At 67.7% G+C, this 15649-nt stretch carries 15 protein-coding genes; 7 read left to right on the top strand and 8 right to left on the bottom strand.

What is annotated here, in order from left to right; all coding sequences use genetic code 11:
- Positions 1 to 3: 3 nt before the first annotated feature.
- Complete coding sequence (locus G6N16_RS13310) at positions 4 to 1377, bottom strand: lipocalin-like domain-containing protein (RefSeq protein WP_083032818.1); 1374 nt, start codon at positions 1375 to 1377, stop codon at positions 4 to 6.
- 16 nt (positions 1378 to 1393) lie between these two features.
- Positions 1394 to 2485: a Zn-dependent alcohol dehydrogenase gene (locus G6N16_RS13315; protein ID WP_083032819.1), complete on the bottom strand. Its 1092-nt coding sequence runs from the start codon at positions 2483 to 2485 to the stop codon at positions 1394 to 1396.
- Between the two features lie 268 nt (positions 2486 to 2753).
- Here G6N16_RS13315 and G6N16_RS13320 point away from each other — a divergent pair, with 268 nt between their 5' ends.
- Positions 2754 to 3953 (top strand): cytochrome P450, encoded by a 1200-nt coding sequence (locus tag G6N16_RS13320; RefSeq protein ID WP_083032821.1) that lies wholly within the window; start codon positions 2754 to 2756, stop codon positions 3951 to 3953.
- Positions 3954 to 3960: 7 nt separating this feature from the next.
- Here the strand turns inward: G6N16_RS13320 and G6N16_RS13325 are convergent, their stop codons facing one another.
- Positions 3961 to 4695, bottom strand: a complete 735-nt coding sequence (locus G6N16_RS13325; RefSeq protein WP_234805978.1) for a TetR family transcriptional regulator — start codon at positions 4693 to 4695, stop codon at positions 3961 to 3963.
- 187 nt (positions 4696 to 4882) lie between these two features.
- On the opposite strand from G6N16_RS13325, the gene G6N16_RS13330 reads away from it, so the two are divergent.
- Positions 4883 to 5704, top strand: coding sequence for an enoyl-CoA hydratase-related protein (locus G6N16_RS13330; RefSeq protein ID WP_083032824.1), 822 nt, complete (start codon positions 4883 to 4885; stop codon positions 5702 to 5704).
- Positions 5701 to 7179 carry a TLP1 C-terminal extension domain-containing protein gene (locus G6N16_RS13335; protein WP_234805979.1) on the top strand — a complete coding sequence of 493 codons (1479 nt, stop codon included), beginning with the start codon at positions 5701 to 5703 and terminating at the stop codon, positions 7177 to 7179. Before G6N16_RS13330 ends, G6N16_RS13335 begins: the two co-directional genes overlap by 4 nt.
- A 39-nt stretch (positions 7180 to 7218) precedes the next feature.
- Here the strand turns inward: G6N16_RS13335 and G6N16_RS13340 are convergent, their stop codons facing one another.
- Positions 7219 to 8007: a hypothetical protein gene (locus tag G6N16_RS13340; protein ID WP_083032827.1), complete on the bottom strand. Its 789-nt coding sequence runs from the start codon at positions 8005 to 8007 to the stop codon at positions 7219 to 7221.
- Positions 8004 to 9071: a phosphotransferase family protein gene (locus G6N16_RS13345; protein WP_083032828.1), complete on the bottom strand. Its 1068-nt coding sequence runs from the start codon at positions 9069 to 9071 to the stop codon at positions 8004 to 8006. Before G6N16_RS13345 ends, G6N16_RS13340 begins: the two co-directional genes overlap by 4 nt.
- A gap of 106 nt (positions 9072 to 9177) precedes the next feature.
- Between G6N16_RS13345 and G6N16_RS13350 the strand changes: the two genes are divergently transcribed.
- Positions 9178 to 10020: an alpha/beta fold hydrolase gene (locus G6N16_RS13350; protein WP_083032830.1), complete on the top strand. Its 843-nt coding sequence runs from the start codon at positions 9178 to 9180 to the stop codon at positions 10018 to 10020.
- A gap of 20 nt (positions 10021 to 10040) precedes the next feature.
- Here the strand turns inward: G6N16_RS13350 and G6N16_RS13355 are convergent, their stop codons facing one another.
- Complete coding sequence (locus tag G6N16_RS13355) at positions 10041 to 10592, bottom strand: TetR/AcrR family transcriptional regulator (RefSeq protein ID WP_083032847.1); 552 nt, start codon at positions 10590 to 10592, stop codon at positions 10041 to 10043.
- A 168-nt stretch (positions 10593 to 10760) separates the two neighbouring features.
- On the opposite strand from G6N16_RS13355, the gene G6N16_RS13360 reads away from it, so the two are divergent.
- From G6N16_RS13360 to G6N16_RS13370, 3 genes are all read left to right on the top strand, one after another.
- Positions 10761 to 11720 carry a metal-dependent hydrolase gene (locus G6N16_RS13360; RefSeq protein WP_083032831.1) on the top strand — a complete coding sequence of 320 codons (960 nt, stop codon included), beginning with the start codon at positions 10761 to 10763 and terminating at the stop codon, positions 11718 to 11720.
- 70 nt (positions 11721 to 11790) lie between these two features.
- Entirely contained in the window at positions 11791 to 12957 is a 1167-nt protein-coding gene (locus G6N16_RS13365; RefSeq protein WP_083032833.1) for an Rv3169 family protein, read from the top strand.
- The gene (locus G6N16_RS13370) at positions 12954 to 13400 is read left to right on the top strand and encodes a VOC family protein (protein ID WP_083032834.1); all 447 of its coding nucleotides are present in this window, start codon (positions 12954 to 12956) and stop codon (positions 13398 to 13400) included. The genes G6N16_RS13365 and G6N16_RS13370 overlap by 4 nt, the downstream gene beginning before the upstream one ends.
- A gap of 18 nt (positions 13401 to 13418) precedes the next feature.
- On the opposite strand, the gene G6N16_RS13375 is transcribed toward G6N16_RS13370, so the two are convergent.
- Together G6N16_RS13375 and G6N16_RS13380 are read right to left on the bottom strand one after the other, a co-directional pair.
- Entirely contained in the window at positions 13419 to 14906 is a 1488-nt protein-coding gene (locus G6N16_RS13375) for a class I adenylate-forming enzyme family protein (RefSeq protein WP_083032836.1), read from the bottom strand.
- A gap of 1 nt (position 14907) precedes the next feature.
- Entirely contained in the window at positions 14908 to 15645 is a 738-nt protein-coding gene (locus G6N16_RS13380) for an SDR family oxidoreductase (RefSeq protein ID WP_083032837.1), read from the bottom strand.
- Positions 15646 to 15649: the final 4 nt, after the last annotated feature.

Below are 15649 nucleotides of genomic sequence, written 5' to 3' on the forward strand. Positions count from 1 at the left end.
GACTCATCGCAGGTCGGCACGCACGGCGTGCGCCAGGGCGTCGAGGATCTCCAGCGTCTCGGCGCCGTCGGGACGGTCGGCCAGCAGCGGTCGTAGCCGATCCAGCTGACTCAGGGTTGCCTCGTTGTCACGCCGGGCAATTCGAGCGCGGGTGTCCTCCAGTGCCGCGGCCAGAGCGGGGGAGTCGGCGGCATCGAGCGCGAGTTGGGTTTCGAGCACCTGCAGCAGTTCCCAGTCGCGGTACATGGCATTGGTCGCCTCCGACAGCGACACTCCGGTGACAGGTCGCCCACCCATGGAGCCGACCCAGCGGTACGGGCCCTCCTGGTACTCGATCGGCAAAGCGTGTGCCGCTGCGGGTACCAGTGGCTCGCCGACGAGTTCGAGGTCGAGTGCGGCCGACCGCAGGACCTGTCGCTCGGGCAGGTACCGGGGCTTCGAGGGTGGACGCATCAGGCTGCGCACCTCGTCGGGCCAGCGCACGTAGCTGCACGTGGTGACCTGGAGATCCTCGACGCAGTCGACGGTGCCGTCGGGGTGCACCGCGGTGATCCCGGTGAACGGCACCTCTGCGTTGCCGGCGCGGCGGTCGAACTGTCGCCACACGCTGAGGTCGACGCCGTTGTCCAGGCCGATGGTGTGCCATTCGTGCGCCTGGCCGCGGGGATCGCCGCCGGTGCCACCGCCGCCGGCGTAGTTGGGAAACCACTGCCGGTCGATATGTCCGCCGGTTCCACTGACGTCTTCGGACGTCTCACCCCAGCGCAGGGTTCCGGTCATCGCCACACCGGTCTGGAAATAGGAGTAGGTGTCGTCCTGCATGCAGGCCACGATCCGGCCCCGGTGAACCGCGCCGCCGACCGGTACCGGGGCCCGCGTCGTCCTCAGCTGCAGCTGCAGTTCCATTGCCGCGCCGGTGCTGTCGCAGCCGAGGGCGCAGAAGTCATAGCTGAACGGGACGAGTTGGCCGCCGTCGTCCCGGCGGGTGGTCCAGGTCGACGTCCCGGCGCTGCTCTCATAGCGCAGGTCGAGGTGCCCGTCGGCGCTGGTCAGTTTCTGGATCGAGCCCGGCGTCATGTTCTTCGGCGGCATGTCGTAGTCGGTGAACGTGCCGTAACTGCCATGGTCGATGTCGAACAGGGCGAAGGTGTGGAAGTCGGCGACGATATCGCCGCCCGGGCGGTTCCGGTTGTAGATCGCGATGAAGGCGAACCTGCGCCCGGTGGAGGTGCCCGCCAGATGCCCGGCCAGATACCAGGTGTCGGATTGATAGCCGGGATGGGTTCCCTCGGCGGCGGGGAACTCGAGTTCGGGATCGCCGGGGACCAGCCGGTAGGGATAGTGTCGCCAGTCGGCGTGGGTCGAGGATTGCGTCATCGCGTGTGGCCCGGTGTCATCCGTTGACGATGACCGAGCGGATACCGGAGCCCGAGCGCAGGTCGTCGAACGCGACGTTGACATCGTCGAGCGGGATGCGTTCGCTGATCAGTTTGTCCAGCGGCAGCCGACCGGTGCGCCAGAGGTTCAGCAACATGGGAAAGTCCCGGTTGGGAACGATCGACCCGTACTGGCACCCCACCAGGGTCTTGGCGTGCATGTAGAGGTCGTAGGCCGACAGTGACACCATCGCGTCTGGCGCGGCCGCGCCGACGATGCACGTGGTGCCGCCGCGCCGGGTTGCCTTGACGGCGAATTCGATGGTGGCCGGGCGGCCGACGGCTTCGAAGACGAAGTCGGCGCCGCGGCTCCCGGTGGCAGAACGGATCGCTGCGATGGCGTCGTCGTCACCCGGGTCGACGGCATGGGTGGCGCCGAGGTCGATCGCGGCTGCCCGGCGGGACTCGACCGGGTCGATCGCGATGATCTCGGCGGCACCGCGCACCTTGGCGGCCATCAGCGCGGCCAGCCCGACGCCACCGAGCCCGATGACGGCCACCGAACTGCCGTGCTCGACGGGCGCTGTGTTCAGCGCGGCCCCGGCACCGGTGGACACCCCGCAGCCGATCAGCGAGGCGATCTCCAACGGGATGTCGGGATCGATCGGGACCACCGCACGGGCCAGGCAGTTGGTGGCCGTGGCGAAGCTCGACACCCCCATGGAGGTGAACAATGCCGCGCCGGCCGAGTCGGTGGCGTACGGCATCGTGTAGACGTCGCGAATCGCATTGCGACACAGGTGGACTTCACCCTGTCGGCAGAACCAGCAGTTGCCGCAGGCGGCCACCCAGGCGATCACCACGTGATCACCCGGCTTGACGTGGTGTACCTCGGACCCGACGGCCTCGATGACGCCCGCTCCTTCGTGACCGAGCACGCATGGCGTGCCGACGGGCAGCCCGCCGGTCGCCTGGGAGAGGTCGGAGTGGCAGACCCCGCTGGCCGCGATCCGTACCCGGACCTGGTCGGGCGCCAGGGGAGCCAGGGTGATCTCTTCGATCCGCAGCGGCTCGTCCACCGCCCGCAGAATGGCTGCCCGCTCAGTCATCGGTCACCTCGAACCTTCCACGGAGAAAATGCTGTCAGAACCGGCCGCAGGACGAGGTGATGTTGGGCGGTGAATCTGAGCCAACACCATCGATGCGCCGATCGGTCCGGGAATCGGCAGGGCCGAACATTCCCCTTTTCCAAATCAACCGTATGTCTTACCGTAATGTTGTGTCAACGGCTGCGGCCGGTTGACGCACGGTCTGAGATCGAGACTCCGGTGGGCGACACCGAACCTCGTTCTACCGGTCACCACCAGGAGGAATACGTTGACCACCTCGAAAGTCTCGTTCGACCCGTTCTCGGATGATTTCTTCAACGCCCCGTTCGCGACGTACCGCCGGATGCGCGATGAGGCGCCGGTCTACTACAACGAGATCTACGACTTCTATGCGCTGACCCGACACGAGGACGTCACCGAGGCGCTCAAGGATCACCAGACCTACTCGTCGTCGCGCGGCATCGATCTGGCGATGGTGCAGTCCGGCCAGCCGGTACCGCCGCTGATCATCATGATGGACCCGCCCGCACACCGCCGGATGCGCAGCCTGGTCAACAAGGTGTTCACCCCGCGGGCCATCGAACGCCAGCGGCAGACCGTCATCGACACCATCGACCACTACCTGGATGCCGCCGACCCGGAGCACTTCGACGTCGTCCAGGACTTCTCGGCACTGTTTCCCGTCGAAGTCATCACCGAGATGCTCGGTGTGCCGAAAGAGCAGCGCCAGGACGTGCGGTTGCTGCTCGACAAGCAGCTGGCCCGGGAGTACGGCAACATCGAGATGCCCGAGGAGGGCATCCAGGCCGGTATCCAGACCGGGCTGATGTACTACAACATCATCCAGGAACACCGCGCCCATCCTCAGGACGACATGATCAGCGACCTGATCGACGTCGAGATAGAGCGCGACGGCGAGATGACCAAGCTCGACGACATCGAGATCACCGGGTTCGCCTCATTGCTCGGCGGTGCCGGCGCGGAGACGGTGACCAAACTGGTCGGCAACGCCGTGGTCACCTTCGCCGATTATCCCGAGCAGTGGCAGGAGCTGATCGAGGACCGCAGCAAGATCCCGGCGGCTGTCGAGGAACTGCTTCGCTGGGAGGCCCCGGCGCAGTACCTGGTCCGGTACAGCATGAGAGACATCGAGCTGCACGGAACCACGATTCCGGCCGGCAAGCCGGTGCTGTTGTGTCTGGGCTCGGCGAATCGGGACGAGCGCGCATTCACCGCGGCCGACAGCTTCGACATCGACCGGGATCGCGCCGAGGCGCAGAACGTCGGCCTCGGATACGGCATCCACAGCTGCCTGGGCGCTGCGCTGGCCCGGATGGAATGCGCGATCGCGCTGGACAAGCTGCTCGACTGGATGCCCCGCTACGAACTGGTGCGCTCCGGTCTCAAGCGCGTCGCGATGACCAACGTGGTCGGCTGGTACAACGTTCCGGTCCGGGTACTGCGCTGAGCGAAGGCTACTTCCGGTTCGCCGGGCGCTTCCGGGACGGTTTGGCCAGCAGGGTCTCCGCGCGGGTGATGATCGCCTCCAGGGTGAACTCGAATTCCAGGTCGAGAATCGAATGTCCCTGGTATTCCAACTCGTACAGATGCGGGTGCGCGGCGGTCACGCCGGTGGGCCGCCTAGCGTCGGCGTAACGCCCGGTGTTGTTCTGGTGCTCGATCATCGCGGTGCCGCGACTGTGCGCCGACAACGCGAGGTAAACGGTGAGTGCGTCACCGGGTTTGAAACCCGCGTCGACCATCACCGCGATGACGGCCTCCAGGTTGTCCACCGAGGTTTGAGTGGCTTCCTGGCTGAGTTCGCCGGTGCGCATCAGGATGAGCTCGCAGAGCACCGGGTTCTCCGCGAAGACCAGCTTCATCTTGCGGAAGTGGTTGCGCAGCGCATCCTGCCAGCTGCCACCGTCGCTGAACGGGTTGGTGAAATGGTATTGGCGGGTGGCGCGTTCGGTCATCGCATCCAGCAGCTGTTCCTTTTTCCGGAAGTGCCAGTAGATGCTGGTGACGGGGACGTCGAGGTGCTTGGCCAGCACCGGCATACTCAACCCGGCGATGGACACCTCGTCGGCGAGTTCGAATGCACCGGTGATGACTTCCTCGAGGTCCAGCGAACCGCGGGGCCGGCGTTTCGGCTTCGGGCGCACCTCCGGCGACGATGTGGACCGCACCGAGGTGCCCGTACCGGCCATCATTCCTCCGCGGTGTCCGCACCATATCGGCGCTGCCAATGACTCACTGGCCCGAATGATACATGCCCTTCCCGAATGCAACCGTATGTCTTACCGTAACCTGATTACGTAGTACCCCGATTGTGCGGCGCAGCGGAGTTCCCGCGGCGCAGCGAATGTCATCGAGACCGGCAAGGACGGACCACAGATGCCCGTGCACTACGAACTCGGCGCGCGACCCGACGCCGAACACGTCGTACTCATCACCCTGGACCGTCCCGAAGCCAGGAACGCCTGCGATCTGGAACATTTTCACCAGTTGGCGCAGGCCTGGAAACGGTTCGGCGACGACGACGACGCCTGGGTGGCCATCTTCACCGGCGTCGGGCGGTCCTACATGTCCGGCGCCGATCTGAAGACCTACGTCCCCGAGATCACCGCCCTGGCCAAGGAACTCAAGGACGGGACCGTCACCTCGGTGAAGGGCTACTCGCTGTCCGACGGGACCGACGCCGTGCTGCGCGGCAGCAAGATCTACAAGCCGATCATCGCTGCGATCAACGGTCCGTGCGTCGCCGGGGGCATGGAGATGCTCGGTGGGGTGGACATCCGGATCGCCGCCGAGCATGCGACTTTCGGCGTACTGGAACCCGCGCGCGGCCTGTTCGCCGGCGGCGGGACCACGGTCCGGCTGCCGCGCCAGATTCCGTTTGCCCACGCGATGGAGTTCCTGCTGTGTGCGGACCTCATCGATGCGCCCCAGGCGCATGCCATGGGACTGCTCAACGCCGTGGTTCCGGAAGGCGACCTGCTCGACACCGCCTTCGCGTACGCCCGGCGCATCACCCGCAACGCCCCCCTGGCGGTTCAAGCCACCAAGCGCAGCGTGCTGGAGGGACTCAAGGTCGATATGCGTGAGGCCTATCGCAACGAGGCCCGGATCTCCCGCGAGGTGTTCGCCACCGAGGACGCCAAGGAAGGGCCGCGGGCATTCGCCGAGAAGCGCGAGCCGCGCTGGTCGGGCTCATGACAACCGCTATGGAGGATGCACGCCAGCTCTGCGTGATCGGGGCCGCCCAGCACACCGACCGTGACGGCGACGCGCCGGAACCGCTGATCAGCTGGGAACGACGGGCACACGAGGCCGCCGCCGGCCTGGAGTCGGTTCTGCCGCAGATCGATTCACTGCAGGTGGTGTACTGCCACAGCTGGCCCTACGACGATCCGACCGGCCGGCTGGCAACCGCCCTGGGTGCTCAACCGCGGCACCAGGTGTACTCCGGGATCGGTGGCACCACCCCGCAGGAGCTGGTCAACGCCACCGCCGAGTCGATGCTCCGCGGCGAGCTGGAGCTGGCTCTGATCTGCAGCGCGGAGGGACTCGCCACGCTGCGCAACGCCAAGCGCGACGGCCGCCGGTTGCCGTGGAGTCACCGCAAATCCTCACCATTCCCCTGGGACCCTCCGCACCAGTCTGAACTCGCCCACAATGTGCTGCAGGCCTGGGAGACGTTCCCGCTCTGGGACACCGCCCGGCGGGCGCGACTGGGTGCCTCGCTGACCGCCGACGCGGCCGAGGCTGCGACGATGATGGCGGCGATGAGCCAGGTGGCCGCCAGCAATCCACACGCCTGGCGACGCACGGCCTACGACGCCGCCGCGGTGGGCGCACCGACCGCCGACAACAGGTATGTCGGCTGGCCGTACACCAAGCGGGAAGTGGCGGTCATGGACGTCGACATGTCGGCCGCCCTGCTGCTGGCGACGCGCGAGAAGGCCGACGCTCTCGGCGTTCCCGAGGATCGACGGCTTTACCTGCGCGGCTGGGCCTACGCCGAGGACCCGGCGAGCATCGCCGAGCGCGACGACATGTCCCGGTCGGCGGCGATGGCGGTGGCCGGCCGTCGGGCACTGGCCAATGCCGGTGTCGGGCTGGATGATCTCGGTGCGTTCGACCTCTACTCGTGCTTCCCGTCATCGGTTCGGCTGGAGTGCGATGCGCTCGGTCTCGCGCTCGACGACCCCCGCGGACTCACCATCACCGGCGGCCTGCCGTTCGCCGGGGGACCGGCCAGCGCCTATCTGATGCACGTCATCGCAACGGCTTTCGACCGATTGTCCACGGCCTCCGGTGACGTGCTGGTGACCGGCGTGGGCATGCATCTGGCAAAGCATGTCGCCGCCGTCTGGTCGGGGAGACCCGGCTGCGCAACTCTCCCGGCTCCCGGCGAGGCGCAGGCGCTGCAGGCCGAGGTGGAGGCGCAGCAGCCCCGGCGTCACGTACTGACGACCTGGAGTGGGCCCGCGTCGGTCTGCGCCTACACCGTGGCGCACGGACGCGACGGTGCACCGGTGCAAGGCCTGCTGGTGCTCGATACCGCGCAGGGCCGGGCGCTGGCCCGGGTGCACGATGCCGACCTGCTGGCCGAGGCTGAGTCGACCGAGCTGGTGGACCGGGACGTGGTGGTCACCACCGACGGGGAGCGCAACGTTGCACGCTGGTAGTTCGGCCAGTCTGGTGGTTCGGCCACGCCGGTAGTCCGACTACGCGTCGGCGGAGCGTACCTCGCGGGCCAGCGAGATGATCGCGCTGTTGAAGCGCTGAGCGCTGTCGATCTCGTCCGCGATGACTCCGAGCAGGCAAGCCAGGGTGTTCTCCAGGTTCTCGAACACCGGATGCTCGATGTCGCCGAGCCGGTCGACGGCATCGAGCAGATCGTGCAGGTGGCAGGTCAGCAGATAGAGCGGGTCCCCGGCGATGCTGGTCGGGTCGATCTGCAGGGTGCCGTATCGGCCGAGCAATGCGTTGGAATCGAGAAAATCCGGGTCCGGCAGCGCAATCCGGTGAAGCAGCAGCCAATCGGCGGTGGCGGCGTTGGTCCGCCGGATCCGCTCGAGCAGCGCCTCGGCCTCGACGCGTGCCGGATATGCCGGATGGCCGGCACACTCGGAGCCGAGCTCGTCGGACCCGAAAAGCGCTGCGCCGTCGAGAGCTTCCAGAAGCGCGGGCAGCTCGACCAGTCGTCGGATCCGGCCACCGGTGAGCACGTAGTCGGCGAGCAGCCAGCGCAGATCGTCCAACCGGACGAAGGCCACCTCGGCGACCTCCGATTCATAGGGCTCCAGTGCCTGCATCCCGTACAGGTGGTCCGCCAGCGTCGCCAGCTCACGCACTTCGCGGTGGATCAGCGACGGCCAGTCGACGGCTTCGACCGACGCGCCGCCGACGGCGCACTCTGCTCGACGCCGCGGTTGCGGGACCGGCGGTGCGGTCTGTGGGGCGCGGTCCCGCCGGATCTGCGCGGCCAGCACCGCCGCGGCGAACGCGCTCACGCCGGTGATCCTTCGCGAATCGTCGCCGTCGCCCAGGACGGCAGGATCGGCGCCCGCAGGAAACCGTGGTCGGTCTGGCCGAGGTTGCGCAGCAACACCTGCGTCCGCAGGATGCAGCACGCCATCCGGACCATCGAGAACATCTCGTAGAAGTCCAGGCCGATCAGTTTGCGTCCCAACAAGTCCTGGTAGCGGCCGATCACCTGCTCTCGGCTGTCGAAGCCGGGCAGCTCCGGGTCCGCACGCACACCCTGGACCTCCATCGTCTGCCGGCGCGTGGCCAGCCACCAGCCGAAGTCGGCTTCGGCGGGACAGATGCACGCCTGCTCCCAGTCGATGGCCGCCATGATGACACCGGCGTCGTCGCAGATGGTGTTGGAAAGGCGCGCATCGCCCCAGCTGAGCGCCAGCGGTGTTTCCTCGGGCGGTTGGTGCCGGTCCAACCAGGAGAAGGCGTCGACCATCAGCTCGGGAACGTCGTTGTCGGTGGCCCAGCTGAGGTACTCCCGCCACCAGGCCAGTTCCCCCCGGACGCCGGGACCTTCGGGCCGGACCAGCCACGAGGCCTGTTGGATCGGTACCCGCTGAATGGCGATGAGCAGGTCCAGGAATGAATCGTGCAGCCGCCGTTGCACTTCCGGTCCGGCATCGTGCAGCCAGCCCCGGGTCGCGTAGCTGGTGTCCGACGGGGTGTGACCGATGATGCGGGGCATCACCATGAACGGCGAACCGATCCATGCCAGGTCCGGCTCGTAGTAGACCGGGGAAGGGGTGGCGATCCCGTGCCGGTGCAGCAGTTCCTGGGTTCGGGTCTGCCCCTCCAGGTCGTAGTGCTCGAACATCCCGCCGCCGGCCGGGGGAATCCGGATGACGTATTGCTGTGCGTCGCCGGGGGATTGTTCGGTGACGGTGAACGCCAGCGTCTCGCTGGACCAGCCGGCCGCGCGATTGGCCACCGAGAGCTCGGACACCTGCACGCCGGCGCCGAGGCGGTGCTGCGCCCACCCCTGCAGCCGTTCACGGGCATCGGCGAAATCGCGCCGGGTAAGGGTGATACCAGCCATACGCCACACTGTTACACAGAAGGTAGTCCATGTAAAGCAATTTCTGCTGACGCACAGCGGGTCAGATGTAACATGCGATGACCGGAACCGGCACCGAGGAGAACACGTGACAGCGACTGCGGACCAACCGACGTTCGGCGAGATCGAGGACCGGTCGCTGCCGCTGGCGGTGCTGGTACACGGGTTCCCGGATACCCCGCACACCTGGCGCCACCTCGGCCCCCAACTCGCCGCGGCCGGCTACCGGGTGGTCGCACCGTGGCTGCCCGGCTACCGGACGGCGGGGCAGCGCCCGATCACCGTCGGCAGCTACGTCCGCCACATCCTCGACGTCCGCACCCAATACCACGGTGACGAGCGGACCCTGCTCGTCGGACACGACTGGGGAGCCAACGCCGGCTACGGCGCCGTCGCTCTGGAGCCCGACGGGTTCGACAGGTTCGTCGCGCTGGCGGTGCCACCGGTGGCGGCCCTCGGCGGCGGCATCCTCAGCTACCGGCAACTGAAGCGTTCGTTCTACGTGTACTTCATCCAACGGGTCGGGCTGGCCGAAGCCGTACTGCTGGGCGACGGCTTCTGGGAGTCCCTGTGGGCGGACTGGTCACCGGGTTACGACCCGACCGGTGACCTCGCGGAACTGCGCCGCCACGTCACCGTCGACACGATCGCGAGCGTCGTCAATCCCTACCGGGCCTCGTTCGACCCCGCGTTCGCCGATCCCGCCGTCGAGTCCGAGGCTCTCGCGGCCGTCGGACTGCCGCCGGTTCCGACCCTCTACCTGCACGGACAGCGGGACGGCGCAATCGGTGCGGACCTGCTCGGCGACGTCGGCCAGTTCCTGCCGGCGCCCGGGTCGGGCTTCGAGATCCTCGACGGCGTCGGGCACTTCCTGCATCTGGAAGAGCCGCAGACGGTGTGGGAGCGGATCGGCGGTTGGCTGGCCGGCTGACTAACCGGGCCTGCTGCGACCTAGCCGGCGACGCTGCGGGGCAGCCGCCCGCGGCGCGGGTCGAGGCCCGCGGCGAGCCGAAGTTCGGCCAGGAACTCCTCGGGCGTGCCGCCGGCCACGAGGTAGTGGCAGACCGCGATCCGGACCACCGCCGATGCCGCGACGTCGGCGTGCTCCCCGGTGATCACCTGCCGGATCCGATCCCGGATCACCGGCAGCGACCGGCGCATGTGGTCCAGGACGTGGTCGGGCTCGATGTCGACGACCGACCGGGCCGAGTGCGCATCCTGGAAGTCGACGATGAAACGCAGCGCGGCATCCAGGCGGTCGGCGCCTCGCAGTCCGGCCACCGCCGCCGCGATGCCGGCGTCGAAATTGTCCTGCTCGTACACCGAGAATGCGTCCAGCAGACCCTGCCGGGAGCCGAAATAGCGATAGAGGGTGGGCCGTGAGACGCCCGCTACTGCGGCGACGTCGGACAGCTGCAGATTCTTGTGGCCGCTTCGGGACAGCACCACGTGGGTGGCGTCGAGTATCCGCCGCCGGATCGACGGCCCCGCTTCCACAGTCATCGCCTCGGCACCGTCCATCCTTTACATAGAGCACTCATCATGTCACACTGATCCCCGCCAGGTGGTGCGCTCGGTCGCATCAGTGGAGATACGTAGGGACCGTACCCGGTAACAGGGTGGCGACACCAGCCTGGGAGCTCCGCCCGTGCGGCCGGCAGGAGGGTGGCGATGACAGACCTGGTTATCCGCAAGATCCCGTGGGAATTCGACGAGCACGTCCCGTTCCTGTGGCAACCGGAGAATCCGAACTTCGGAATCTTCTGCAACGCCTTCACCTTCATCGCGGTGCCGTTCGAGAAATACATCATCAACGCGCTCCGCCAGGTGCAGGACAGCCTGGCCGAGGATCCCGAGGTCGCCGCCGAAGCCGAGGCGTTCCTGCGCCAGGAGGCGCAGCACGCGGCGGCGCACCGCAAACACATGCTGGCACTGATCCGCCGGTATCCGGACCTCGAGGACGCCTACCAGATCGCGGTGCAGTCCTACGACGACCTGATCGACCGCTATCCGGTCGAATACCACGCCGCCTACATCGCGAACCTCGAAGCCACCTTCACCCCGCTGTTCAAGGTGTTCCTGGACAACCGCGACACCCTGTTCGCCGGCGGCGACCGCCGGGTGGCGTCGTTGATGGTGTGGCACTTCGTCGAGGAAGTCGAACACCGAAGCTCGGGACTGCTGCTCTATCAACATCTGGTCGCGGATCCGTGGTACCGGGTCAAGCACATCAAGGCGACCTTCGATCACGTCAGCGCGGTGATGGCCGACATCGCCCGGGCATTCGACCGGATCGTGCCGTTCGAGGACCGGGGCGCCTCAGCCGAGCAGCTGATGTCACCGGCCCTGCTGGTCAACGAGTTCAAGTTCCGGGTTCCCGGCGGCCGGCGACGCCGCGCCCGCCAGGCCGGTGCGCCGACGTTGTTCAGCTCCGTGCCCACCGGCGACCTCGCCAAAATGGCCTGGCGCCTGGCGCTTTCCCAGACACCCAACCACGACCCGGCCGATCAGCCCCTGCCGGACTGGGCCGACACATGGATGCGCGAATACGACCGGGGCACCGACATGACGGTCTTCTACGGCACCGACACGTCCTCCAGCCCCGACATGTCCTCCGGATCCGAGCCGTAACCCACCGGGCGGCCAACCGCCACCACCTCATCCCCGAACCGGCCGCAGAGCCACGAAGGAGCCCAATCGCATGCTGTCGACGAACTACGGCGACCTCGTCCCCGAAGACGAGTTGCTGACCCATCAGATTGTCGACACCTTCGCCACGGTCGGGCAGTCCGATCCGTCCTGGACCGAGAAGATCTGGAGCATGGCCCACGCCCGGGACAATTCCCTGCAGATCGTCCTCGGCGTCGGCAAGTACACCAACCGGGGCGTCTTCGACGGCGCGGCCGGGGTGTGCCGGGGCACCGAGCAGTGGACGGTGCGCGCCGGGCGGCGACTCGCGTCCGATCCGTCGGGGACCGACGTCGGTCCCATCCACTATCGGGTCGTCGAACCACTGAAATCGGTGCGACTGACCCTGGATCGCAACGACGAATCACCGATCGCCTTCGACGTGGTGCTGGAGGGCGACTTCCCGCCCGCGCTGGAGGATCCCTGGCCGGACCGTAGCCCGGACAACTTCCGGGTGACGCACAACGTGTTGCGCTACCACCAGGTCGGGGTGGCTTCGGGCTGGGTGGAGATCGACGGTGAGCGCACCGAATTCGGCCGAGACGACTGGATCTCGATCCGCGACCACTCCTGGGGGTTGCGCCCAGGCGTCGGCAAACCGATCCCCGGACTGCCGCGGCGGGGACGCCACCGCATCGACCAGATGTTCATGACCTGGTCGCCGATGACGCTGACCCGCCCGGACGGCTCGAAGTACTCGCTGTTCCTGTTCGTGCAGGACGAGCGCGGTGAGGGCTACTCCCAAATGCGTTGCCAGGCCGAACAACAGAACGACGACGGGACCTCGTTCCGGTTCCGCTCCGCCGAGCAGGAGTTCCACTTCGACGACGGGAATCGACGGTTCACCCACGGCACCCTCACCCTGGTCGAGCCGGACGGCACCCGGCGGCCCATCACGGTGACCGCCGCGGGCCCCACCGGATACCATCTCGGGCCGGCCGGCTACTACGGCTGGAACGACTGGGTGTACGGCGAATGGGTCGGGGAGCTGCGGGTGGAGGGCAACCACGTCACCGACTGCGACAAGCCCGAGGTCGCCCGCAAGGTCCACCAGTTGCGGGACCTGTTGGTGCGCGTCGAGGATCCCGTCGGCGGCGGGGTCGGGCTCGGCGACCTGGAAACCTTCGCCCTGGGTGAGTTCCCGGAATTCGGTCTCACGGCAAAGAATTCGTTCCTGTGACCAAACTTCACCACGCCGGAATCTGTGTCCGGGACATGGCGGTGTCGCTGCGGTTCTACTGCGACGGCATCGGGCTGGCGGTACTGGCCGACAAGGTGCTGCCCGTCGACCTGGCCCCGCTGCTGGGGGTACCTACCCGCGCGGTTCGCACGGTCTTCCTGGGGGAGCCGGGGCAGACGGACTCCGGCATCGTGGAGCTGCTCGACCTCGGTGAGCCGGAATCCGTTGCGGGCGCGGCTCAGGCCGGCCTGCCGGCGCGCGGGGTGTTTCTGCTTTCGGTGCAGGTCGACGTGGACGCGGTGTTGAGCCGGCTGAACGATCTCGGACTGGGTGGACAGCCGCGCACCATGCCGACCCCGGGCGGCTACGCCGCCACCGTCGTCGACCCCGACGGCGTGATGGTCGAACTGCTGCCCCACGGTGAGCTTGCCGTCATGAAATAGCACCTCTCGGTGGGTGATTCAGCCGCCGCGCGCCTCGACCATCGCCGAGCGGTTGACCTTGGTGGCGGCGGTCCGGGTGATCTCCGCGACGATCTCGACGGTCTTGGGCACCTTGTAGCCGGCGAGACGGTCCTTGGCGAATCGGATCACCGACTCCTCGGTCGGTGGCGTCGCCTGATCGCGCGGCTGGATGACGGCGTGCACCCGGCGGCCCCACCGCGGATCGGCGAGGCCGATCACCACCACGTCGGAGACCTCGGGGTGATCGATGAGAGCGGCTTCCACCTCGGCGGGAAAAACGTTGGCACCGCCGGTGACGATCATGTCGGTGCGCCGATCGGCGATGTAGAGGTAGCCGTCGTCGTCGAGGTATCCTAGGTCCCCGGCCGAGGCGAACCCGTCGGCGGTCCGCGGCAGCGGCGGCGCGCCGCCGATGTAGCGGTACTGGTCGTTCATCGGTGCGCGCAGGTAGATCTCGCCCAGCACGCCGGGGCCGACGAGCTGCCCGGCGTCGTCGACGATACGGATCTCGGTGTCGCGGAAGCCCCGTCCGACACTGCCGGGATGCTCCAGCCATTCGTCTCCGCGCAGCGCGGTGAGGCCGAGGTTCTCGGTCATGCCGTAGGCCATCACCACGCGTTCCGGACCCAGCAGGCTGAACCACCGGCGCAGCAGATTCTGCGGCATGACCGCGGCGCCCTGCAGGATCCAGTCGATGCTCGACAGGTCGCGATCGGCGACACCGGGAACGTCGGCGATACGGGCCAGCATGGTCGGCGTCGCGGTGAAGGTGGTGATTCGGTGGCGTTCGATCACGTCGAGAACCACTGCGGCGTCAAACTTTTCCAGCACCACCAGCTGGTCGCCGCCCAGCAGATAGTTCAGCGTGTTGAACCCGTTGGTGTGGTACATCGGGGCGGGAACCAGGATCTTCTGTGGGCCGTCGAACGCCGCCCAGTTCGCGATGAAGGGGGTGGCGTGCTCGGGGGTCCACACCGCTGGTGCGGTGTTGAGGATGATCTTGGGCAGTCCGGTCGATCCGGAACTGCAGATACCGTTGACGGCGGTCGCGAGGGCGTCGGGCAGGGCGCTGTCATCGGCGGCCAGCGCCAGCGCGCCCAGCGCCGCGAGGTTCGCCGGACTGATCTCCAGTGCCGGTTCGATAACCTCCAGGAGCCGCTGGTGTTCCCAGTCGGGCAGGTCCCAGCGCATCGGTATCGGTGTGGCACCGATCTTCCACGCCGCCAGGGCGGCGACGACCAGCTCCACCGAGTTCGGGATGGAGAGGGCGACCAGCTCGCCCTGGCCCACGGGTGCGTCGCGCAGGGTTCGCGCCCACCGGTTCGCGGCGGCTTCCAACTCCGCCCAGGTCATGGTGGTCTCCGCACCGTCGAGCGCGACGACGGTCAATGCGGGCCCGTCCGGGTCGGCCGATGCCAAGTCGGTGAGCCGGCGCCCGTAGGGGATCCCGGCGGTGGTGGCAGAAGGCGGTTGCGGTCGGGTCATGTCAGCTCCGCGCGGCTCGCCGCTGAGCCTCCGGCGGTACCACCGGTGGCCGGGCCGTCGGCCCGCGGGTGAGGGCACCGAGCCGAATCTCGGGCACATCCACCGAACCGGGTACCGAATCCAGCCAGAGCACCGCCTCGGCGACGTCGTCGGTGGTGATCGCATACATCTCGAACGGCACGTCGGTGAGCATCTCGGTCTCCACGGGGCCGGGCGTGACGATGTTGACGTTGATCCCGTCCCGGTCGACCTCCAGGGCCAGGGCGCGCGCGAACCCGTTCATGCCGGCCTTGGTCGCCGTGTACGCGGTGCGCCCGGGCATCGGCTCGTGCGCCGCGGACGAGGAGATGAAGATGAATCGCGACCCGGCAACCATTTTCGGCAGCGCCGCTGCGGTGACCACGAAGCACGAATCCAGGTTCGCCGCCATGATGGTCCGCCACTGCTCGAAGGTCTGCTTGCGCGCATAGGTGCCGCCGAGCACACCGGCGGCGTGCACCAGGAGCCCGACGGTGGGTAGTTCGGCCAGTGCCGCGGCAAATCCGGCGGGTTCGGAGGCGTCGGCGACCACCCAGCGGGCGCCGATCTGTTCGGCGGCCTCGCGCAACGGGCCTTCCCGTCGGGCGGTGAGCACCACGTCGTACCCGTGCTCGGCGAGGCGGCGGCCGCAGGCCTTGCCGATACCACCGCTGCCGCCGGTGACCAGCGCGACCCGGGCCCCGGATGCCGGTGTGATCATCTGT

It is taken from the genome of Mycolicibacterium insubricum (assembly GCF_010731615.1).
Classification (GTDB): domain Bacteria; phylum Actinomycetota; class Actinomycetes; order Mycobacteriales; family Mycobacteriaceae; genus Mycobacterium; species Mycobacterium insubricum.

Excerpts from the sequence above, each read along its gene's own strand:
- G6N16_RS13345 (WP_083032828.1), bottom strand. The coding sequence starts at position 9,071 with ATGGCTGGTATCACCCTTACCCGGCGCGATTTCGCCGATGCCCGTGAA.
- G6N16_RS13380 (WP_083032837.1), bottom strand. The coding sequence starts at position 15,645 with ATGATCACACCGGCATCCGGGGCCCGGGTCGCGCTGGTCACCGGCGGC.
- G6N16_RS13360 (WP_083032831.1), top strand. The coding sequence starts at position 10,761 with ATGACAGACCTGGTTATCCGCAAGATCCCGTGGGAATTCGACGAGCAC.
- G6N16_RS13325 (WP_234805978.1), bottom strand. The coding sequence starts at position 4,695 with ATGGCCGGTACGGGCACCTCGGTGCGGTCCACATCGTCGCCGGAGGTG.
- G6N16_RS13315 (WP_083032819.1), bottom strand. The coding sequence starts at position 2,485 with ATGACTGAGCGGGCAGCCATTCTGCGGGCGGTGGACGAGCCGCTGCGG.
- G6N16_RS13335 (WP_234805979.1), top strand. The coding sequence starts at position 5,701 with ATGACAACCGCTATGGAGGATGCACGCCAGCTCTGCGTGATCGGGGCC.
- G6N16_RS13365 (WP_083032833.1), top strand. The coding sequence starts at position 11,791 with ATGCTGTCGACGAACTACGGCGACCTCGTCCCCGAAGACGAGTTGCTG.
- G6N16_RS13375 (WP_083032836.1), bottom strand. The coding sequence starts at position 14,906 with ATGACCCGACCGCAACCGCCTTCTGCCACCACCGCCGGGATCCCCTAC.
- G6N16_RS13355 (WP_083032847.1), bottom strand. The coding sequence starts at position 10,592 with ATGACTGTGGAAGCGGGGCCGTCGATCCGGCGGCGGATACTCGACGCC.
- G6N16_RS13330 (WP_083032824.1), top strand. The coding sequence starts at position 4,883 with ATGCCCGTGCACTACGAACTCGGCGCGCGACCCGACGCCGAACACGTC.
- G6N16_RS13310 (WP_083032818.1), bottom strand. The coding sequence starts at position 1,377 with ATGACGCAATCCTCGACCCACGCCGACTGGCGACACTATCCCTACCGG.